This is a genomic window from Variovorax paradoxus B4, from assembly GCF_000463015.1.
Classification (GTDB): Bacteria; Pseudomonadota; Gammaproteobacteria; order Burkholderiales; family Burkholderiaceae_C; genus Variovorax; species Variovorax paradoxus_E.
Genome location: NC_022234.1, coordinates 769025 through 789797 on the forward strand (window position 1 = coordinate 769025; position 20773 = coordinate 789797).

The window sequence follows — 20773 nt, forward strand, 5'->3', positions numbered from 1 at the left end:
CCATTGATTAATTTTGCGAATTTGCCACTCTATCCATCTCTGAAATCTCAACAACCTCCCCCAGCGTATCTGCAGGAGATTTGTAGTGATCGTATAAGTAATTCAGCACATTGGAAATTCGAATTTGATCTAAAGAGTTTAATTTTTCAAATTGATCCAATACCCACTGCAAGAAATCATCACCAGCTTGCTCATACTCTTGCGGCATCGGTTTGTTCGTATATTTATAGACCCGCCATGCAACATATGAAACCACTCCCCCGACAACTTCGACGGCATCATTTTCGACGATATTTTGAGAATCGGCATATGCATATATGCCCTCATCTTTTTCATTCATAAGCGCCAAACTGAGTTCCTCGCCGCTGACTACTTGATCACGTCTCCACTTTTCGATCAAGCCTAGCCCCGCTAATGCGGCCTCACGGCTCGCACCTTTGAGGTGTAAAATTGCTTTTCGACCGAGCCACTCCATAAAGGCAATTTTCGCTTGGATCGAAATTTCTGAAAATTTATTAATATCGACTTTCATATTAATTCACCCGACGGCCTCCGAGAATTTCAATATAAGATCCTGTTGGCGGCTTTACCCCAGGTACAGTTAGAACATTCACCTTGATCGTCAGTCCAGGGTACAAATCACTCAATTGCTTCAAAACGCCCGGCAGAACATTTGGATTACTTAAACCCTGCACGCAAGCAGTACAAACCCCATTGGGATTTGAAATCGCGATACTTAAAGTCTTTCCGTTTAAGTCACTGGCAGTGAGTCCAGCATTTTCAACAAAACTAACAAACTGAAGCCGCAGCGGCCAGCCGAGCGGTCAGCATCTCGGCCTGTTCGGCAAACTTCTTCGGGTTTGTCTTTTGCAGCTGCGCCAGGTTGTGGAGCTTCCATCGCACGCTCGGGAGATGTTCCAGATGCCCGATGCCTGGCAGCGCGCATTCGGGTGTGCCGGCGACCAGCGATAGCAGGAAGCGCCGCTCGTCGTCGTCCAGCCCCTGCTGGATCTCGCGCGCCAGGCGCTCCCGGGCCGCGAGCAGTGCGTCGAGCGGCACCGGCTCGGCCGTCATGCCCTGGAAGTTGTGCTCGAAGTCGTGCCGGATGTCGCGCAGCGGCGGAAATAGCACTTCGTGCACCGGCCGGTTGCTGCTGGCCAGGTAGACCACGAAGGCGCGGCGGATGCCGGGTGTGATGCCTTCATGCGCAAAGAGCTGCATCACGTCGAACAGGTCACGCGGATGCTGGCGGTCCAGCGCCGCCACCAGCTTGCCGCCGTACACGTCCTCCAGCGACACCACCGGAATCTCCAGGTCAGCCATCAACATGTCACGCGCGGTCGGCGTGAGCGCGGCTCGGCGCACCGGTTGCACGGTGCCCCGCATCACGAAGTTGACTTCGATCTTCACCTGAACCGAGCCGCGGCGCACCAGCAGCTTGGTCTCGCCTGCCAGCGCTGCCGGGGCGTGCGTCTGGAAGCCTCGCTTCTTCAGGCGCTCAGACGCTTGGCGGACAGCTTCGTTGATGCGCGCCAGCGCCGCGTCGCGGGGCAGCGTGTGATCGGGGAACACCAGGTCCAGGTCCACCGACAGGCGCGGCATGTCGCGCACGAACAGATTGATCGCGGTGCCGCCCTTCAGTGCGAAGGTGTCGTCCGCGAAGACGAGCGGCGCCACCTGTGTCAACAGGCGTGCGGTCTCCAGATAGGCGGGGTTCATGGCTTGAGCACCAACAGGCCGTCGGCCGAACGGGACACCCAGGGCCGGTCGCTGCCCGTTGGCAGCGTGGCCGGATCGAGCTTGGCTGCCCAGGGCAGGGAGGCCTCGCGGCCGAGCTGCAGGCACAACCGCACGGTCTTGACGCTCGTGCACCGCCGCAGGAGCTCCTCCAGCACACTGGCGCGCAGGCTGTAGGCGCTCTCCACAAGTTCGCGGGCTTCCTGCAGCGGCTGACGTACGCCTACCTCGCTCAGCAATTCCAACAAGGCGCGCTCCGGTGCAGCCACCTGCGCCGCCCCGTCGCGCTTCTCAAAAGGGCCGGCGTGCAGCAAGGCACCCGGCTGCTCATCGAACAGCCGCTTGCGGTGGTACTCGGCCGGAAAGCGCTCAGTGAACCACTCCGGCAGGTGCCCCGCCGCCCAACCATAAAGCTGAAGTACTGGCTGTTGTGCCACATACTGGCGCACGCCGTACCAGTCCAGCGCTGACTTGCCGCCCACGTGCAAGCCCTCCAGCCGATGCTGCAGCAGAACGAGGCTCGGATGCAGGGCCAGGGTGTCGTTGGGACGGCAGAACACGCCGCGTGTCAGGCGCGTGAGCCATCCGGCGCGTACATAGTGCACGGCCAGGTCCGCGGAGATGCCCAGGCCTGCCAGGTCTTCCGAGGTCAGTGGAGTTCCAGGGGCCAGACGGGTATAGAGCGCATTTAGTTTGCTCTTTCCAATCGTAGTCATGCTGCGATTCAAGCACTTTTTTCAAGTGCTGGCAAACTTGAAATAAGTCCTCTAATCGTAGTGAAACTACGATTGATAATGCTTTTCCAAATCCTAAAGCATGCCGCACAGCGTGCTCGGTGCGCAGTACGGCCTGCAACTGTCGCCCGACTGGAGGCTGGGCCTCGGCCTGCGCTATGACAAGACCGGCGACTCGCTCATCACCAGCCCGTCGCCGCCCACCGCGCAGGCGCTGGAGAGCCTCGATTTTCGACCACATCCGCCAGCTGGCGCGCGTGACGCCGAGCGCCTGAGCAAGCGCATGGCGCGGCCGCCGTGCGCCATCTGGAAGGCAGAAGGCAGTTTGCGCGCGAGCATCTTCGTGCCATAAAGCCGGACAGTGAAAACTCCAAGACACCGAACCCTGCGTGCCGGCCTCGCCGCAGGCGCGGGGCTTGCCGCCGTGGCTGTTCTGGGCGGCGTTGCCTACGAGCAGATCGGCCGGTACCGCGCGGCGCGGGACTTCCCGCCACCCGGGAAGATGGTCGACGTCGGCGGCGGGCGAAGGATCCAGCTGGATTGCCGAGGCGCCGGCTCCCCCACCGTCGTGTTCGAAGCGGGCCTGAGCGTCGACGGATCGTTGAGCTGGTCGGCCGTGCAGCCGAAGGTCGCCGCGCACACGCGCGCATGCGCCTACAGCCGCGCGGGGCTGATGTGGAGCGATCTTTCGAACGCTCCTCCCGGCGCAGCACAGGCGGTGCGCGACTTGCGCACCGCGTTGGCCAACGCGGGCGAGCGCGGCCCCTTCGTGCTGGTCGGGCAATCGCTGGGCGGGCTCTACAGCGTGGGCTTCACGCGCGACTTCGGCGCCGAGGTGGCGGGGCTGGTGCTGGTCGATCCGTCTCACCCGGAGCAGGTCGAGCTCGTCGCAAGCTTCATGACCGAAACGCGCTCGATGCGGTCTCGCATCGGCGTGGCGCTGGCGCCGTTCGGCGTGCTGCGCGCGGCCGCCCCGGCGCTGCTGCAGCAGGCCCCGCATCGGACCGCGCACGAGATGCAGGCGATCCGGGCCTACGCGTCGAAGTCACTGCGCACGCAGCTCGCGGAAAGCGATGCGACCAACGCCTCGCTCGCAGAGGCCAAGGCCTTCCGCGACCTGGGCGATCGCCCGCTGGTGGTACTGACCGCGATGGCGCCGTTCACCGCCGCGGAACTGCGCGGAATGAAGATCACGCCCGAGCAGGGCCGGCAGGTCCAGGCGATCTGGAAGCACATGCACGAGGAGATGGCGGCCTGGTCCTCGCGCGGCAGGCACCTGCTCGTGGCCGATGCCGGGCACGACATCCAGCTCGACCAGCCGCAGGTGGTGGTCGATGCGGTGCTGTCCGTCGTCGAAGCGGTTCGCAAGGACCGGCGCTGACGTCCGGGCGACGGCGAGGCAACGCCTTCGCGTCACACCTTCGATGGGCTGGCCCGCGCCGGCTTCAGGGCCGCGGGTGCATGGCCGTACGCTCTTGAAAAGGCCCTGGAGAATGCCTCGGCGCTGCCGAACCCGGTGCGGCGGGCCGCGAGCTTGACTGGGTCGCCGGCCATCAGGTAGCGGCGCGCCAGCGTCAGGCGCCACGCGCCGAGATACGCCATGGGCGTCGTTCCCACGATCGTGCGGAACGTCGACATGAAGGTGCTCCTGGACATGGCCGATCGGCTCGCCAGGTCATCGACGGTCCACTGCCGGGACGGCATGTCGTGGATCGACACCACGGCCCGGTGCAGCGAAGGGTGTGCAAGCGCGGCGAACAAGCCCGGCTTCTGCGTGCCTGCATCGATCGCGCTTCTGAGCGCCATCAGCACCAGCACCTCGGCGAGCCGGTTCAACGCCGCACTGCGGCCGCAGCGGCTCCCCTCCGCTTCCGCCATGAATGCCGCGGCCGTGGCCTGCAGCGCCGGCGAGCCGTCCAGGGGCACCGAGACCTCTTCGGGCATCGCGCTGATCAGGGGATTGGCATCGTTGTCGAAGTCGACGCTGGCCGCGACGCGCGCATCGGGCGGCAGCTCGGAAAAGCCGCCGGGCCGGAAGATCACCCGCCCCTCGGTGCCGTCTTCCGCGCCCGCCAGCAGCAGGGCCGGCACGCCCGCGTCGCCCGGAGAAAGCACCGCCACGCGGAGCTTGAACACTTCGACGAAGGCGGCGAGCCGATCCATCTTGGGTGGATTCGGACTTTGGATCATGAAAGTCGGACGTTTCATGGCGCCAAGCATGCGATCTTGGGGGCCTGTTTGCAACCCTCGCCAATTTCCAAAAGGAGCACCCCATGCTGATTCCACGCCAACAAGCCCCGGACCTGACCGTCGACACCCTCGCCGCGGGCCGGTTCCGGCTGATCGAAGAGAAGCCCGAGCGCATGACGCTGGTGTGCTTCTACCGCGGGCTGCATTGCCCGATCTGCGCGAACTACCTGAAGGAACTGGAGCGGCTGACGCCGGCCTTTGCCGAGCGCGGCGTGGGCACCATCGCCATCAGCTCCGACGACGAGGCGCGCGCCCGTGCGATGGCCGACAAGATCGGTGCGGCGAAGCTGCGCATCGGCCATGGGCTGTCGCTGGCGGACGCCAGGAAGTGGGGGCTGTACATCTCGGCGAGCCGGGGCAAGACCTCCATCGGCATCGATGAGCCGGCGCTGTTCTCCGAGCCGGGCCTGTTCCTGGTCAAGCCCGACAACACCGTCTATTACCTGTCGGTGCAATCCATGCCGTTCGTGCGCCCCAATTTTGCCGAGATGCTGCAGGCGATGGACTTCGTCATCAAGAACGACTACCCGGCGCGCGGCGAGCAGGTACCGGAGCAGCCGCAGGGCTGAGGCGGCACGAACGTTGCGTAAACTGGCTCACACCCATGAACCGCGAGCCAGACTTCCTCGAGCACCTGCGCGCCGAACTCTCGAGCGGCCGCATCTGGCTCGACCGTGCCATCGTGCTGGGCTATGCCATCGCGGCCGGGCTCTTCGTGGTGGGATTCACGCTCGCGAGCGACTGGGTGTTCGGCGAGTTCCAGCGCTACTACCGCGCGTGGCCCTGGGCCGTGCTGCTGACCACGCCGCTGCTCACCGCCGGCATCGTGTGGTTCACGCTGCGCTTCTTTCCGGGTGCGGGCGGTTCGGGCATTCCGCAGATCAAGGCGGCGCTGCATGCCACCCTGCCGGAGGAAGGGCGCTTCAGGTTCGCGTCGCTGCGGCTCACGGTCGCCAAGATCGGGCTCGGCGCGGCGGGCTTCGCGGCGGGCCTCTCGATCGGGCGCGAAGGCCCCTCGGTGCAGGTCGCGGCCGGGGTGATGCAGCATGCGCGGCGCTGGCTGTCGCCCCACACCGCCATCGACGGGCGCGCGCTGCTGGTGGCCGGCGGCGCGGCGGGCATTGCGGCCGCCTTCAATGCGCCGCTCGCGGGCGTGGTGTTCGCCATCGAGGAACTCTCGGGCCGGCTCGAGGCGCGTTCCAGCGGCCTGATCATCACCGCCATCGTGCTGGCAGGCCTGGTGGCCGTTTCGGTGTTCGGCAACAGCAGCTATTTCGGCGTGATCCGCGTCCCGCGGCTGGGGTGGGACGCGCTCGGGCCGGGCCTCCTGGTCACGTTGCTCAGCGGCGCTGCGGGCGGCCTGTTTGCGCGGCTGCTCATCGCCTCGCTCACAGGCACGTCGGGGCGTTTCAACCGCTGGCGGGCCCGCTTTCCGGTGCGCTTCGCGGCCGCCTGCGGCCTGGCCGTGGCGGTCATCGGGCTGGTGACGGGCGGCGTCACCTTCGGCGCCGGCTCGGAGGCGGTGAAGCAGATGCTGCAGGGCCACGACGAGCTCACCCCGCTCAACACCGTGCTCAAGTTCGTCGCCACCTGGCTCACGGCCTGGTGCGGCGTGCCGGGCGGCATCTTCGCGCCTTCGCTGTCCATCGGTGCGGGCATCGGCGACGCGGTGGCCTCGCTGGCCAGCAGCGACCTCGGCCCCGCGCTGATCGCGATGGGCATGGCCGGCTTCCTGGCCGCGGTAACGCAAGCGCCGCTCACCGCTTTCATCATCGTGATGGAAATGGTCGACGGCCATTCGATGGTGCTGAGCCTGATGGCGGCCGCCATGCTGGCCAGCCTGGTCTCGCGCATGATCAGCCGGCCGCTGTACGACACGCTGGCCGAACACATGGTGCGGCGTGCCGTCGGTTCGATGCAGCCCGGGGAGGCTGCCGAGGCGATCACGCCCGCCGCCAGGACAACGCCGACGCGGTGACCAGGCAGAGCGCGACCCACACGATCGGTCCGGATTGCGAGCGGACAACGACTGCGAGAACGAGGTTCGCCGCGAGTGCCGCGACCCAGAGCAGACCGAGCACCGCCAGGAACTGAACGATCCTCGTGCGCATGACCGCGCCATCCTGCATCTCGGTGCCGCGAACAGCCTGACCGGTCGTTGCTCTTCAATGATGGGGGATGTGGTGCGCTTTTCATGCCATGCGCCTTGCCCACGAGCTTCGCTCATTGGCCTGTGTGCCGGCCTGTCCGATCCCATGCATGTCGTGCTCGCTCGATTCCGCAAGAGCACCGTCGGGGTCCGGAGGAGCGCACCACATCCGATACCAGCCTGCGCCGCCGCATCGCCGCCTTCTGTCAGCGGGATGCGGAAGCGCTGTAGGAATTGCGCCAAAAACGGGCGATGCTCAGGCGGGCTCCGAAATCTCGCACAGCGCTTCGGCCGCGGGAGCCGGCTCGGATTCCCTGGTCGCAATGTCGCCCAGCGCCACGATGCCCACCAGCCGCTTGTCGCGGCTGACGATCGGCAGCCGCCGGATCTGGTACTCGCCCATGATCGCGGCAACGCGTTCGATCGGTTCGTCTTCGTACGCCCACCGCACGCCGTCCGACATCACGTCGCGCACCTTGGTGTCGCCGCCGCGGCCTTCGGCCACCGCGCGCACGGCAATGTCGCGGTCCGAAATGGAGCCGATCATCCGGTCGTTCTCGCCGACCGGCATCATGCCGAAGTCGCCGTCGCGCATGTGCCGCGCGGCCTCGGCAATCGTTGCATCGGGACTGATGACCTGCACGTCCCGGCTCATCACATCCTTGATCGTGTGCATGAGAAATCTCCTCTTCGGTTGCAAGGCCACGCGGCAAATCCAGCCGATGCGACCGGCGCCCAGGCCTCATGCGCACTTTGCGAACAATTGCCGCCTCCCAGCTGTAGGACTCGGCCCTCCACGCGCGTGATCGCCTGCATCGCCCGGCTCCACCGACCGGGAAGGCAGGCGCGAGTCCGATGTCGGGCCGCGGCATCAAGGAGTTCGTACCTGGTCGAGCCCGGAAGCTCACCTGGTTTGATAACCCAGGCACCGCTCGAAAAACGCATCGAGCTCCGTGGACTTGTCGAAGACCGCATCGGCGCCGAGCGCCAGGCACCGGCGGCGCATTTCGGCGCTCGGGTAGTTCGTCAGAACGATCAGGTGCTGGTTTCTGGAGCGGCCCTGGCAGGCGCGGATGACCGTCAGGCCCGAGCCTTCTTTCAGGAAGAGGTCGACGATGGCCAGTTGCCAGGAGCCATGCAGCGCGAGGGCATCGAGGGCCCCTTCAGCCGTCTCGGCGCTCGCCACGACGTGAACGCCAGCCAGTTCTTCCAGCGCAGGAATCAGATTGTCCCGGATTGTCCGGCTGTCCTCGACAAGGATCGTAGTGAGCGGCATGCATACGCTTTCGGCGTCTGGAGGCCCTTGGACAACGGAACGCAACCACCAATCGGTTCTTTTTACGGCTTGGGTTTCCTCGTCCCTGTAGGCAGGCTGCTCGACTTGGGGGCGGTGCTCAGGAAGCGCGCCGCCAATGAGCGCGCAGAGACTGACGTCCTCACGGTGCCTTCTTGTTGCTTTCGGATTCCAGGGCTTCGGCGACCTTCTCCAGCAGATCGACGGACTTCGACAGCTTTTTTTCGATCTGATCGGTCTGCTCGATCGCACGGTCGAGGTCGTCGCTGCGCCCATCCCTGGCGACGCCCTTGTCCAACACCACGTGAACGAGAGCGAGCTCGTCCGCGGCCTCCTCCACCGCTTTCTTCACCTGCTTGCTTTCGTCCAGCGCGCGCTCGACGGCATGGCGGCTGCTCCCAGGCGCTTTCGGGTTGGGCATTCCGATCTCCTTCAGAATACTTTCATCGTATACCGGTGCCGGCGAAGCGTCGATGGATGGGTAGCCCGCCTTATGCCTCCAGCGCCTCCAGCGGACCGAAGAACTCATAGCGCAGCTGCTGCTTCGGCACGCCCAGCGCAAGGCCGCTCGCATACACCGCCTTCATGAAAGGCTTCGGGCCGAGGAAGTAGAGATCGACGTCGCGGTCGGCCGGCAGCTGTTGCTCGAGCAGTTCGCGCGTGATGAAGCCGGTCGCATGCGGCTGGTCGGATTCGCGCGGCGCGTCGTAGACATAGAGCGGCTTCACGTTGGCATGTTGCGCCGCCAATGCATCGACGCGCGAGCGGAACGCATGGGCGCCGCCATGCCGCGCGGCATGGATGAAGTGCACCGGGCGGCCGGTGTGCGCCACCGACTCGAGCATGCTCATGGCCGGCGTGATGCCCACGCCGCCCGTCACCAGCACCAGCGGGCGCACACGCTCGCCCGCGGGCTGCAGCACGAAGTCGCCGCAGGGCGCCTGCACCCGCAGCAGGGTGCCGGCCTTGGCCGTCTCGTGCAGCCAGTTCGAGGCCCGGCCGCCCTCTTCCTGCTTGACGCTGATGCGGTAGAAGGGCTTGCCCGGCGCGTCGGACAGCGAGTAGTTGCGCCGCAGCGGCTCGCCGTCGATGTTCAGCACCAGCGTGAGGTACTGGCCCGGCGAGAACGCGAGCAGCGGGCCGCCGTCGGTAGGCTCCAGGTAGAAGGAGGTGATGATCTCGCTCTCTTCCTCGCGGCGGGCCACGCGGAACTCGCGCTCGCCGCGCCAGCCGCCGGTCTGCGCGGCGTTGGCACGGTAGACCTCTTCCTCGGCGGCGATCAGGAGCGCCGCCAGCGATTGGTAGGCTTCGCCCCAGGCCGCGATGATCTCGTCGGTCGCGGCGTCGCCGAGCACGTCCTTGATGGCCTGCAGCAGGCAGCCGCCGACCACCGGGTAATGCTCGGGCAGCACGCCCAGCGCGGCATGCTTCTGGATGATGCGCGGCAGTGCCCCGGCGATCTCGTCCAGGCGGTCGATGTGCGTGGCATAGGCCAGCACCGCGCCCGCAAGGGCGCGCGCCTGGCTGCCCGCGGCCTGGTGCGCCTCGTTGAAGAACGCCTTCACCTCCGGATGGGTCTCGAACATGATCCGGTAGAAGTGGCTGGTGATGGCCTCCCCGTGCGCCTGGAGCGCGGGAACGGTGGCTTTGACGATGGCGATGGTTTGCGGGGTCATCTGTGGCTTTCGGGATCGGCAGTTGAGATGCCCTTCTCCTCTCACGATCCGTGCCAGCCCTCGGCCCGGCGCAAGTGCCCGCCAGCACTGGGGATTTTCGGTACGTGGTCAAATTCGCAACAAGATCCACGTTGTATTCATGACCACATCAAGTGTCAATTTGACCCCCGGCGGGGCGAGTGCAGCCACCGAGGGCCCGCGCTACCGGTCGCTCCTTGCCGCGGCGCGCGGCCTTGTGCGATGCGATGCCGCCGCGCTGCTGCGGCTGGACGGCGACGTCCTGCGGCCGCTGGCCGTGGACGGCCTGAGCGATGAAACCATGGGGCGGCTGTTCCCCGTGGCCTCGCATCCGCGCTTTGCGCGCCTGCTCGAGAGCGAGCGGGGCCTGCGCTTCGCGCAGGACTGCGGCCTGCCCGACCCGTACGACGGCCTCGTCGCGGGCCAGCCGGGCATCCTGCCCGTGCACGACTGCATGGGCGCGCCACTGCGGCTGCGCGGCGCCGTCTGGGGCCTGCTGACGCTGGACGCGCTCGAGGCCGGCACCTTCGAGGCCGTGGGTCCGGCGCAGCTCGACGCGCTGGTGGCGCTGGTCGAAACCGGCATCGAGGCCGCCCACACGATCCAGGAAATGGAAGCGCGCGCGATGCGCGAGCAGGCCGTCGCGCAGGCCCTGCGGTCGGGCGGCGGCGCCGCGCGCGAGCTGCTCGGAAGCAGCCCGGCGATGAAGCAGCTGTGCAGCGAGATCGACACGGTCGCGGTGTCCGACCTCACGGTGCTGGTGCTCGGCGAGACGGGCGTGGGCAAGGACCTGGTGGCGCAGCGCCTGCATGCGCGCTCGCGCCGCAGCGACGAGCCGCTGGTGCAGGTGAATTGCGCGGCGCTGCCCGAGGCGCTGGCCGACAGCGAACTCTTCGGCCACAAGCGCGGCGCGTTCACCGGCGCGGTGCAGGACCGCAGCGGCAAGTTCGAGATTGCCGACGGGGGCACGCTCTTTCTCGACGAGGTCGGGGAGCTGCCGCTGACGGTGCAGGCCAAGCTGCTGCGCGTGCTGCAGAGCGGCGAAGTGCAGCGGCCCGGCAGCGACCGCATGCTGAAGGTCGACGTGCGCGTGATCGCGGCCACCAACCGCGACCTGCCCGCCGCAATTGCGCAGGGCCGCTTCCGGGCCGACCTCTACCACCGGCTCTCGGTCTATCCGCTGGTCGTGCCGCCGCTGCGCGAACGCGGCCGCGACGTGGTGGCGCTTGCGGGCGGCTTTCTCGAAGAGAACCAGCATCGCCTGGGCGCGCGCAACCTGCGGCTTTCGCCGGCCTCCAAGGCCGCCCTCCTCGCGCACGGCTGGCCGGGCAACGTGCGCGAGCTCGAGCACGTGATCAGCCGCGCATCGCTCAGGGCCTTCAGGGAGCAGCGCCGCGGCGCGCGCTGGACGGCGATCGAGCCGCATCACCTGGCGCTGGACGCGGCGGCTGCGGGCAGCTCCGCGACGCTGCCATCGATGCCACCTGCGCCGGCGCCAGCGGGCAGCCAGGCGAGCCTTGCTGGCGCCGGCGGCGGCACGTTGCGCGAAGCTACCGAGGCGTTCCAGCGGGCCTGGCTCGCCGAGGCCTTGGCGCGGCATCGCGGGCATGTGGCCAATGCCGCGCGCGAGGCCGGCATCGACCGCAGCAACTTCCATCGGACGCTGCGCAAGCTCGGCGTGCCGCGCCCGGACGGCGCGCCCTGAACGGCCGGCCGCTGCATAAGCGGCACTTATGAATAACGAACAGGCAGGCCGGTTCCAACGCTGCGCCTCCTTGCCGATACTTCCGCCTCACTTCATCCAGGAGGCGCGATCTGTTTCCTTCCCATCATCCGCCGGAGCCATCGGCGTCCCGCGGCGGTTCGCGAGACGTACGCGCAGTCGACAGCCATGCGCATGTCTTCCTCGGCAGCCTGCCCTTCACGCCGCGCGCGCGGCACGCACCCGATTACGACGCGACGCCCGGCGAGTACCTCGGCCTCCTCGACGCGCACGATGTATCGCACGGCGTGCTGGTGCAGCCCAGCTTCCTGGGAACGGACAACGGCTACATGCTCGGCGTCTTGCGCGCCCACCCGGGGCGCTTGCGCGGCGTCGCGGTGGTCGACCCCGGAACGCCGTTCGATCAACTGCAGGCGCTCGCCGATGCCGGCATCCGCGGCCTGCGGCTCAATCTCGTGGGGCTGCCGATGCCGGATCTTTCCCGGCCCGTGTGGCAAACCCTGCTGCAGCATGTGCGCGCCCTGGATTGGCACGTCGAGCTGCACCGGCCGTCGCAGGATCTGCCCGCGGTGGGCCAGCCCGTGCTCGATGCCGGCTGCAAGCTGGTCGTCGACCACTTCGGACGCCCGGGCGAGAACACCGCGGCCGACAGCGGCTTCGGCTGGCTCGTGCGCGCCGCCGCTCATGGCCGCACCTGGGTCAAGCTGTCGGCCGCTTACCGCAACTGGCGCGATCCGCTCGGCCCCAAGGCGTGCCGGGCCGCGGGATCGCTGCTCGATACCTGCGGACCGCAGCGCCTGCTGTGGGGCAGCGACTGGCCCCACACCCAACACCGTGAACACACGGGCTACGCACACACGCGGGCCGCGCTGAACGACTGGATTCCCGACGCCGACGCGCGGCGCTGCATCCTGGTCGACACGCCGGCCGCGCTTTTCGGTTTTTCCAAGGAGACAACACCATGAATGCAACAACCAAGCGGCTGCGCGCACGGATCCCCGCCGCCTGCATCGGCGCCGCGCTGTGCCTCGCGGCCGTGGGCGCCGCCGCGCAGGCGTGGCCCGCCAAGCCCGTGAAGATGGTCGTGACCTATCCGCCGGGCGGCACGGTCGACGCGGTGGCACGGGTGATCGCGCCGAAGCTCTCGGCCCGGCTCGGGCAGCCGGTGGTGATCGACAACCGCGCCGGTGCGGGCGGTGCGATCGGCGGCGACCTGGTCGCCAAGAGCGCGGCCGACGGCTACACGGTCATGCTCGACGCCTCCAACCATTCGCAGAACCCGGCGCTGCGCAGCAAGATGCCGTTCGACACGCTGCGCGACCTCGCGCCGGTCTCGCTGCTGGTGCGGGTGCCCAATGTGCTGGTGGCAAATCCTGCCGCGCCCATCGCGGGCGTGAAAGACCTCATTGCGCAGGCGAAGGCCAAGCCCGAGCAGATCAACTACGCCTCGTCCGGCAACGGCTCGGCCCAGCACCTGGCCGCGGAACTCTTCGGCGCGATGGCCGGTGTGCGCATGACCCACGTGGCCTACAAGGGCGGCGGCCCCGCGCTCACCGACGTGATGGCGGGCCAGGTGCCGGTGTTCTTCGCAAGCCTGGCTTCCAGCCTGCCGTACATCCAGGGCGGCAAGCTGCGCGCGCTGGCGGTGACCGGCAAGGCGCGCTCGCCGGTCCTGCCGCAGGTGCCGACGGTGGCCGAAGCGGGGCTGGCCGGCTACGAGGTCTACGAATGGAACGGCGTGTTCGTTCCGGCCGGAACGCCTGCGCCCGTGGTCGACCGGCTCTCCAGGGAACTGGCAGCGGTGCTGCGCGAGCCCGAGATTCGCGCGCGCCTCGAGGGCATGGGCGCCGAAGTCATCGGCTCCACCCCGGCCGAACTGGACGCCTTCCGCCGCGCAGAGATCGCCAAGTGGACCCAGGTCGCGAAGACCAACAAGATCGAGCTGGACTGAGCTTCAGGCAGCCCTCGGCAGGACCCCGCTCCCCATTTTGTGGGAGTGCTAACCGTTACCAATCTCCACACAATCAGACGAAATTTCGACAAATAATTACTTGACGCAACGAAGCTGCCAGAAGCCGAGAAGTTCTAGCGAGAGACAAGCTCGGTACTGCGAACCCATTTGGAGCTTGTCTTGGAAAACCTGTTTTCAAGTTGCCCGTGCGGCTTCGGCCACCTGAAACGCCTCCAGCGGCGTCTGTGGATGCGTTTGTTCCCATCGCGGCGGCTGTACCGCTGCGCCCAATGCGGCCGCTTGCAGCTCGCTTCCCGGAAGGCCGTTGAACAAGCCATCGCCACGCGCCTGGCCCAGGAAGCGACGCATCGGCGGCCTTTGGAGTCGAGCCTGAATGCCGCCGCCTATGGGCGTGCGCATCGAGGAAGTTGAAGGCTCGCTGAAGTGGCGCTCACCTGACCGGCACCGGCTACGCATCGAGCATGGCCGCGAAGGCGTCCGCGAACGCCGGGCGCGATTTTGCGAGCCACATCGCGGAGAGCTCGAAAGGCGGCAGCCCCGCGCCGTCGCGCACCTCGGCATAGCGCACGCCCTCGTGGCGCAGCGCGCGTACCGAGCTCGGCAGCAGCGACCACCCCAGGCCCGCCGCCACGCACGACAGGACCGTGAGCGTGCGGTTGGCATCCTGCACGATCCGCAGCTCGTGTCCGGCGGCGCGAAACGCCGCCAGCATCTGGGTGCGCAGCGCCGACATCTGCAGGCTGGGAAACCACACCAGCCCGTGCGCGGCGATCTCCGCCAGCGACACGCAGCCGTCGGCCCCTGGCTCATGGGCGGCAGGCACGGCCGCCAGCAGCCGTTCCTCGCCGAGCCGCCTCTCGTGCACACGCGCGTTGACGGCCACGGGGGGATGCAGCAGCGCGATGTCGATGCGGCCGCCTTCGAGCGCCTCGACCTGCTCGGCATTGCTCATCTCGCGCAAGGAAATATCGAGCTGCGGATAGGCCGCGCGCAGGCGTTGCAGCGCACGCGGCAGCACCTGGTAGACGGCGTGCGTGACAAAGCCGATGGTGAGCCGGCCCGCGCGTCCGGCGCCCATGGCGCGGATGCGCTCGGTGGCCGTGTCGCCGTAGGCGAGGCTGGCCCGCAGGTCGTCGACGACGGCGAGGCCGGCCTCGGTGAGCGTGGCCCCGCGGCGCGTGCGTGTGAAGAGCCGGGTGCCGAGCTCGCTTTCCAGCCGGTTCAGCATCTGCGTCAGCGCGGGCTGCGCCAGCCCGAGGTTCTCGGCCGCACGCGTGAGGCTGCCCGCCTCGGCGATGGCCACGATACAACGCATCTGCCGGGTTTCCATGCGGCATTCTAGGGACCGGTCTTGCGCCGCTTTGCGGGCGGCGGCGGCTCACCGGATGCCGATCACGGAGCGCCGTCGAGCAGCCATTGCGCGAGCGACTGCAGGTCGGCATCGGGGACCCGGCCTTGCGGCGGCATGGGCATGGCGCCCCACTTTCCCGAACTGCCGGCCTTGATGCTCGCGGCCAGCTGCGCCGCGCTTGCCTTTTCGTCGCCATACCGTGCGCCGATGTCCTTCCACGACGGGCCCACCACCTTGGCCGCGGGCTGGTGGCACGCGACGCAGGCGTACTTCTGCGCCAGTGCCGGGCTGGCCGCCGCGCGATCCGGCCAGGCCGCGCCCGCGCAGAGTCCCAAGGCCAAGGCGAGCGAGGCGGCGAGGCGCTGCTTATGTCGGTTGTGGGGCATGCAGGTTTCGCCTACGCCAGGTTGAAGGGCAGCTGGCGCAGCGGCTTGCCGGTCAGCTGCGCGATGGCGTTCGCGAAGGCCGGCGCCAGCGGCGGCAGGCCCGGCTCGCCGATGCCCTTCGGCGGCTCCGCGCTCGGCACGATGTGCACGGCGAACTCGGGCATGTCGGTGATGCGCGCCACGGTGAAGTCGCCGAAGTTGCTCTGCTGCACTTCGCCGTCCTTCAGCGTGATGGCCGCGCCCGGCAGGCACATCGACAGGCCCATGACTGCGGCGCCCTGCACCTGGGCTTCCACGCTGCGCGGGTTGACGGCCAGGTTGCAGTGCACGCCGGCGGTGGCCCGGTGCAGCACCGGCTGTCCGTCCTTCACCGAAGCTTCCACCACGTAGGCCACCACGGACTCGAAGGACTCGTGCACGGCCACGCCCCAGGCACGGCCGGCGGGCAGCTGCTTCTTGCCATAGCCGCTCTGGTCCACGGCGAGCTGCAGCGCGGCGCGGTGGCGCGGGTGCTTGTCGCCGAAGAGCTGCATGCGGTAGGCCACCGGGTCCTGCCTGGTGCTGCGCGCGATCTCGTCGAGCAGGGTCTCCATCACGAAGGCGGTGTGGGTGGAACCCACGCTGCGCCACCACAGCACCGGCACGTTGACCTTGGGGTGGTGCACGGTCAGGCGCATCGGCAGCGGGTACGGATCGCGCATGCCCTCGGTGGCCGTGGCGTCGATGCCGTTCTTCACCTGGAACTCGCCGAACACCGTGCCCGTGGTGATGGACTGGCCCACGATGACGTGGTCCCAGGCCAGCACCTTGCCGCGCTCGTCGAAGCCGATGCGCGCGTGGTGCAGGTGCATGGGGCGGTAGTAGCCGCCCTTGACGTCGTCCTCGCGGCTCCACAGCAGGCGCACCGGCGCGTTGAGCCCGGCGGCGCGCGCGGCCTTGGCGATTTCGCAGGCCTCCACGATCACGTCGCTGGTGCTCACGAAGCGCCGGCCGAAGCCGCCGCCCGCCATCTGCACGTTCACGCGCACCTGCTCGGGCTTGAGGCCGAGCGTGCGTGCCGCCGCGACGCCGTCGAGCCCCGCGCACTGGGTGCCGACCCACAGTTCGGCGCGATCGCCGGACAGCTTGACGGTGCAGTTCAGCGGCTCCATCGGCGCATGGGCGAGGTAGGGGAAAACGAACTCGGCTTCCAGCTGCCGCGGCGCCTTGGCCAGCGGCGCCATGTCGGCGTCGAACTTGCGCGCACCGGGCTGCCTGGCCAGTTCGCGGTACTGGGCCAGTTGCTTGTCGCTGTCGACCTTCTCGGCGGCGGCCGTGTCCCACTGCAGCTTCAGCGCGTCGCGGCCCAGCTTGGCCGGCCAGTAGCCGTCGGCCACCACGGCCACGCCCTCGGCGCCGCGGTCCAGCGGCACGCGCAGCACGGCCTTCACGCCCTTGACGGCGCGCGCGGCGCTGTCGTCCACCGAAGCGAGGCGCGCGCCGAACACCGGCGGATGCGCCACCACGGCCGTGAGCTGGCCGGCGTGCTTGACGTCGATGCCGAAGTCCTGGCGTCCGCTGCACTTGGCGCGCGCGTCCAGGCGCGTGGTCGGGCGGCCGATGAGACGGAAGTCCTTGGGGTCCTTCAGCGTGACTTTCTCGGGCACCGGCAGGGCCATGGCGGCTTCGGCCAGTTCGCCGTAGCCCAGCTTGCGGCCGTTCGGGCCCAGCACGGTGCCGGCCTGCGTGCGCAGCGTGGCCACGTCGACGTTCCAGCGCGCCGCGGCCGCCGACAGCAGCATGGCCCGTGCGCGTGCGCCGAGCTCGCGGTACTGCGTGAAGCTGTTCTTGATCGAGTTGGAGCCGCCGGTGATGTGCATGCCGAAGACCGGGTCGTGATAGGCGGCGTCGTTGGTGCCGCTCTTGCTGCGCACCAGGCTCCAGTCGGCGTCGAGCTCCTCGGCCAGGATCATCGGCAGGCCGGTTTGCACCCCCTGGCCGAATTCCAGCCGGTTGTGGGTCACGGTGACCTCGCCGTTGGGGGCAATCTGCACGAAGGCCGAGGGCTGCTGCGCCGGCTTGAGGGCACTGGCCGCCGGCCCCTTGCCAGTGGCCTGCGCCACGGCCAGGTGGGGAAACGCGCCGAGCGCGAGGCCGCCGACGCCGGCCAGCTTCAGGAAGCTGCGGCGCGGCAGTGCGGCGGTGTCTTCGGGTTGCTGCTGGCCTGCGGCCATCAGGCGCTGCAGGGTGCGCGGCAGTTCGGTGGGATCGATGTGGGTGGGCAGCATGGCGGACGCTCCTTCAGGCCAGGGTCTTGGCGGCATCGGCCACCGCGGCGCGGATGCGGGCGTAGGTGCCGCAGCGGCAGATGTTGCCGGCCATGGCGGCGTCGATCTCGGCCGCCGTGGGCTGCTTGCCCTGGGGCTGCGACTTGAGGAACGCCGTGGCGCTCATGATCTGGCCGCTCTGGCAGTAGCCGCACTGCGCCACGTCGTGCCTGACCCAGGCCGCGTGCACGGCGGCACCCACGGGGTCGCTGCCGTCGGTCGCGCTTTCGATGGTGACGATCTTCTTGCCCTCGGCGGCGGAGATGGGCGTGATGCACGAGCGGATGGCCTGGCCGTCCAGGTGCACGGTGCAGGCGCCGCACAGCGCGGCGCCGCAGCCGAACTTGGTGCCGGTCATGCCCAGCGTGTCGCGCAGGGCCCAGAGGATGGGGGTGCCGGGATCGGCGTCGACCGTGTGGTCGCGGCCGTTGACGTTGAGCGCGCTCATGGTGGGGTCCGTTCTTCGTGGGTGGATGGCGCCTGAAGGCGCTGGCGGCGACTTTAGGAACAAGCATCAGAAAGAAACAGTGGCGAATACCGCATGCCTTGTGAAGTCAGGCTTCACAAAGCCGGGCCAACCGGACGGATGCTGCAAGGCGATGGTGCCTCCCGCCGCCCGGGCGCCATGCAAGGTACAGCGGGATTCGGATTGACGGCCCGGTTCAACGTGATTGTTGATCGGTCTGCAACTCCACCAGCGCCCGGTACAGTTGCTCGGGTGAGATCGGCTTGTGCAGCAGTGGAATACCGCTGGCCAGGGCTTCGCGCAGACGCTCCGGGGCAGTGTCTCCGGTGATGATGAGGGCGGGTGTATGACGGCGCCCCTGCCGATGTAATTGCTGACGCAATTCAGCAATGGCGTGAGCCCCGGTGCGCGGCCCGCGCAGTCGATAGTCGCTGATGATGCACGCAGGGGGATTTTGCAGCACCAGCGGCAGGGCTTCCTCCAGGGATTCGGCGTTGTCACAGGGGCAGCCCCAACTTTGCAGCAGGTGCACCATGGCGCTGCGCACAGTGGCATCGTCGTCGATCACCAGTACCCGCATGGGTTGCAACTGCGGCCCCTTTTGCCGTGGGGATGGCACCGGTGCTACCGACAGGGGTAGCTCCAGGCGGAACACGCTGCCCCGCTCAGGCTTGGATGACAGCGTCAGCCCATGGCCCATCGACTTCGCCAGTCCGTCGGCAATGGCCAGGCCGAGCCCCAGGCCCTTGTGCCGGTCGCGTTCAGGGTTGCCCAGTTGGTGAAACTCCCGAAAGATGGCTTGCTGGTCGGCTGGCGCGATGCCCATGCCGGTGTCCCACACCTCGATGCTCACGGTGTGCCGACGTTTTCGGCAGGCAACCAGCAGGCCGCCGTGCTGGGTATAGCGGATGGCGTTGGAGACCAGGTTGCGCACCACCATGCCGACCAGGATGGCGTCGGATTTCACGGCAAGCCGGGTTTCCCGCGAGCGGTAGACCAGCCCTTTGGCATCGGCCAGCGGGGCGAAGTCGTTCTCGATCTGGTACAGCAGCTCTTGCAGGAGAAAGGGTTGTATCTGGGGATGCACTACCCCGGCTTCGATGCGCGAAAAGTCCAGCAGGGTGTTGAGCATGTCGCTGGAGGCGCGCCAGGCCGACCGGGTGCTGACCAGCACCTCGCTTTGATACGTCGACAGCGGGGTGCGCGACAGCACGTCCAGAAACAGGCCTTGGGCGTGGATGGGCTGGCGCAAGTCGTGGCTGGCGGCGGCCAGGAAACGCGACTTGGCCAGGTTGGCCTGTTCGGCCGCTTCTTTCTGGACATGCAGGCGTTCGGCCAAATCGGCAATCTGGAAGCGGGCCCGCAACGATTCGGTCAGCTTGCCGTTGAGCGTCCGGGCAAAGCGCGCCGCCAGCAGCGAATAGGCAAAAATCGTCAGGCCGACGGCCTGGTACAGGCGAGTGCCAAGCATCAGGTTGCCCGCGACGGCACTCACCGCGCAGGGCAGGAAAAAGCCATGGAAGGTCGGCAGATGGATCGTCTGCGAGATCAGGGAACTCGAAACCATGCCGGCCAGCATGAGGGTGACCAGCAAGCGATGCTCGACTTCGCCGTACTGGAGCAAGCACAGGGCACCACCACCCCACAGCAAGCCCGAGGCGAGCGACAGGACCGTGTGCAGATGAATCCGGCGGCTCACCTCCGCCTCTGTAACGGTCTGGTGCCGCAGCCACCACCAGCATGCCAGGCGCACCAACGCGTGCCCAGCCAGCAACCCGCTCCACACCAGCAGCACGGCCAAAGGAAGAACCTCGTGCATCACCCACAGCAGTGCAGTGGCCACCAACAGGCTGCCAAGGACGATGAAGGGCACGTTGCTCTGCAACGTGATGAACTGGTGCAACTGGATCTGGGATTCGGCCTTGGAAGACAGGGGCGCAGGAGCGGGAGGCGGATTCATTGAGGCAGTCTTCGGAAACTGCCGGAGCCTGAGTTGTTTCACGTTGAGGATTTGCCTGCGCAGCGCCCCGCTGCGCAAGTCCTGTTAACCGATCAGCCCGTTCTGGCGTGCCGCAAACGTGGCCTGCGAGCGGCTGTTGACTCCCAGCAGGCCCAGCACCGCTTGCACATGCCCGCGCACGGTGAACTCCGACACCTGCAGGCGCCGGGCAATGAGCTTGTTGGGCAGGCCCTCGCACAGCAGGTCCAGCACCTCGCATTGGCGGGGGGTCAGCCGGGGCACGCTGGGCTTTGTCGGGGCGCTGCTGGCGAGGGGCGTCTGCTGCAGATGCGCCAGGGTGTGGCGAATCACCGAGATGATCTTGTCCGGGGTATCGCCCTTGGAAACGAAAGCCGCCGCGCCGCGTGCCAGAGCCTGGGCGATGGTGTCGGGCGTTGCGATGGAGGACAGCATCACCACCGGCACCTGTGGCCAGCGCTGCCGAAGCAGCCCCAGCCCCTCCAGTCCGTTGACACCCTGCAGCTGGATGTCGAGCAGCACCAGCGCGGGGGGCTCGTCCGTCGTGCGCACGGCTTGTTCCAGGGACGCTGCCTCCAATACCTCGATGTCGGCCATGCCCTGCAGCAAGACCAGGCGCAGACCCGAGCGGAAAAGCGCGTGGTCGTCTATGAGCAGCAAATGCAACAGTGCCATGCGCAAATTAAAACATCAGTTGCAAAAAGTTTCCACAGTCAATATTGACTATATGCGG

Annotated in this window: 22 protein-coding genes; 7 read left to right on the top strand and 15 right to left on the bottom strand. The window is 67.4% G+C overall.

What is annotated here, in order from left to right; translation table 11 throughout:
• Positions 1–7 precede the first annotated feature (7 nt).
• The 3 genes from VAPA_RS34240 to VAPA_RS30730 all read right to left on the bottom strand — a co-directional run bounded on the left by VAPA_RS34240 (position 8) and on the right by VAPA_RS30730 (position 2453).
• Entirely contained in the window at positions 8–532 is a 525-nt protein-coding gene (locus VAPA_RS34240; RefSeq protein WP_021004131.1) for an Imm6 family immunity protein, read from the bottom strand.
• Positions 533–789: 257 nt separating this feature from the next.
• Complete coding sequence (locus VAPA_RS30725; RefSeq protein WP_021004132.1) at positions 790–1719, bottom strand: nucleotidyl transferase AbiEii/AbiGii toxin family protein; 930 nt, start codon at positions 1717–1719, stop codon at positions 790–792.
• The gene (locus VAPA_RS30730; protein WP_021004133.1) at positions 1716–2453 is read right to left on the bottom strand and encodes a type IV toxin-antitoxin system AbiEi family antitoxin domain-containing protein; all 738 of its coding nucleotides are present in this window, start codon (positions 2451–2453) and stop codon (positions 1716–1718) included. The genes VAPA_RS30725 and VAPA_RS30730 overlap by 4 nt, the downstream gene beginning before the upstream one ends.
• 100 nt (positions 2454–2553) lie before the next feature.
• Here VAPA_RS30730 and VAPA_RS30735 point away from each other — a divergent pair, with 100 nt between their 5' ends.
• Both VAPA_RS30735 and VAPA_RS30740 read left to right on the top strand, forming a co-directional pair.
• Positions 2554–2823 carry a hypothetical protein gene (locus VAPA_RS30735; protein ID WP_021004134.1) on the top strand — a complete coding sequence of 90 codons (270 nt, stop codon included), beginning with the start codon at positions 2554–2556 and terminating at the stop codon, positions 2821–2823.
• Between the two features lie 9 nt (positions 2824–2832).
• A complete protein-coding gene (locus tag VAPA_RS30740) occupies positions 2833–3852 on the top strand; it encodes an alpha/beta hydrolase (RefSeq protein WP_021004135.1) in 1020 nt (339 codons plus the stop codon).
• Positions 3853–3884: 32 nt separating this feature from the next.
• On the opposite strand, the gene VAPA_RS30745 is transcribed toward VAPA_RS30740, so the two are convergent.
• The gene (locus VAPA_RS30745; RefSeq protein ID WP_230559054.1) at positions 3885–4634 is read right to left on the bottom strand and encodes an AraC family transcriptional regulator; all 750 of its coding nucleotides are present in this window, start codon (positions 4632–4634) and stop codon (positions 3885–3887) included.
• Between the two features lie 110 nt (positions 4635–4744).
• Between VAPA_RS30745 and VAPA_RS30750 the strand changes: the two genes are divergently transcribed.
• Positions 4745–5290, top strand: a complete 546-nt coding sequence (locus VAPA_RS30750; protein ID WP_021004137.1) for a peroxiredoxin-like family protein — start codon at positions 4745–4747, stop codon at positions 5288–5290.
• A 35-nt stretch (positions 5291–5325) separates the two neighbouring features.
• Positions 5326–6699, top strand: a complete 1374-nt coding sequence (locus VAPA_RS30755) for a chloride channel protein (RefSeq protein WP_021004138.1) — start codon at positions 5326–5328, stop codon at positions 6697–6699.
• Here the strand turns inward: VAPA_RS30755 and VAPA_RS30760 are convergent.
• The 5 genes from VAPA_RS30760 to hmpA form a co-directional block, all read right to left on the bottom strand.
• Positions 6665–6832, bottom strand: coding sequence for a hypothetical protein (locus VAPA_RS30760; RefSeq protein WP_155248144.1), 168 nt, complete (start codon positions 6830–6832; stop codon positions 6665–6667). The genes VAPA_RS30755 and VAPA_RS30760 overlap by 35 nt on opposite strands.
• A gap of 294 nt (positions 6833–7126) precedes the next feature.
• On the bottom strand, positions 7127–7546 hold the full coding sequence (locus tag VAPA_RS30765; RefSeq protein ID WP_021004140.1) for a CBS domain-containing protein: 420 nt from the start codon (positions 7544–7546) through the stop codon (positions 7127–7129).
• A gap of 228 nt (positions 7547–7774) precedes the next feature.
• Positions 7775–8146, bottom strand: a complete 372-nt coding sequence (locus VAPA_RS30770; protein ID WP_021004141.1) for a response regulator — start codon at positions 8144–8146, stop codon at positions 7775–7777.
• Between the two features lie 160 nt (positions 8147–8306).
• Positions 8307–8585: a hypothetical protein gene (locus VAPA_RS30775; protein WP_021004142.1), complete on the bottom strand. Its 279-nt coding sequence runs from the start codon at positions 8583–8585 to the stop codon at positions 8307–8309.
• A gap of 70 nt (positions 8586–8655) precedes the next feature.
• A complete protein-coding gene (hmpA, locus tag VAPA_RS30780; protein WP_021004143.1) occupies positions 8656–9840 on the bottom strand; it encodes an NO-inducible flavohemoprotein in 1185 nt (394 codons plus the stop codon).
• A 139-nt stretch (positions 9841–9979) separates the two neighbouring features.
• Between hmpA and norR the strand changes: the two genes are divergently transcribed.
• The 3 genes from norR (at position 9980) to VAPA_RS30795 (ending at position 13532) form a co-directional block, all read left to right on the top strand.
• Entirely contained in the window at positions 9980–11563 is a 1584-nt protein-coding gene (gene norR, locus VAPA_RS30785) for a nitric oxide reductase transcriptional regulator NorR (RefSeq protein WP_021004144.1), read from the top strand.
• 110 nt (positions 11564–11673) lie between these two features.
• Complete coding sequence (locus VAPA_RS30790) at positions 11674–12546, top strand: amidohydrolase family protein (RefSeq protein ID WP_080666906.1); 873 nt, start codon at positions 11674–11676, stop codon at positions 12544–12546.
• Positions 12543–13532, top strand: a complete 990-nt coding sequence (locus VAPA_RS30795; RefSeq protein WP_021004146.1) for a tripartite tricarboxylate transporter substrate binding protein — start codon at positions 12543–12545, stop codon at positions 13530–13532. Before VAPA_RS30790 ends, VAPA_RS30795 begins: the two co-directional genes overlap by 4 nt.
• Positions 13533–14001: 469 nt before the next feature.
• On the opposite strand, the gene VAPA_RS30800 is transcribed toward VAPA_RS30795, so the two are convergent.
• The 6 genes from VAPA_RS30800 to VAPA_RS30825 form a co-directional block, all read right to left on the bottom strand.
• The gene (locus tag VAPA_RS30800) at positions 14002–14883 is read right to left on the bottom strand and encodes a LysR family transcriptional regulator (protein ID WP_021004148.1); all 882 of its coding nucleotides are present in this window, start codon (positions 14881–14883) and stop codon (positions 14002–14004) included.
• 62 nt (positions 14884–14945) lie between these two features.
• On the bottom strand, positions 14946–15290 hold the full coding sequence (locus VAPA_RS30805) for a c-type cytochrome (protein ID WP_021004149.1): 345 nt from the start codon (positions 15288–15290) through the stop codon (positions 14946–14948).
• Positions 15291–15301: 11 nt separating this feature from the next.
• A complete protein-coding gene (locus VAPA_RS30810; protein ID WP_021004150.1) occupies positions 15302–17557 on the bottom strand; it encodes a xanthine dehydrogenase family protein molybdopterin-binding subunit in 2256 nt (751 codons plus the stop codon).
• A gap of 13 nt (positions 17558–17570) precedes the next feature.
• The gene (locus VAPA_RS30815) at positions 17571–18044 is read right to left on the bottom strand and encodes a (2Fe-2S)-binding protein (RefSeq protein ID WP_021004151.1); all 474 of its coding nucleotides are present in this window, start codon (positions 18042–18044) and stop codon (positions 17571–17573) included.
• 214 nt (positions 18045–18258) lie between these two features.
• Positions 18259–20022, bottom strand: a complete 1764-nt coding sequence (locus VAPA_RS30820; protein WP_021004152.1) for an ATP-binding response regulator — start codon at positions 20020–20022, stop codon at positions 18259–18261.
• Between the two features lie 84 nt (positions 20023–20106).
• Positions 20107–20715, bottom strand: a complete 609-nt coding sequence (locus VAPA_RS30825; RefSeq protein ID WP_021004153.1) for a response regulator — start codon at positions 20713–20715, stop codon at positions 20107–20109.
• Between the last annotated feature and the right edge of the window lie 58 nt (positions 20716–20773).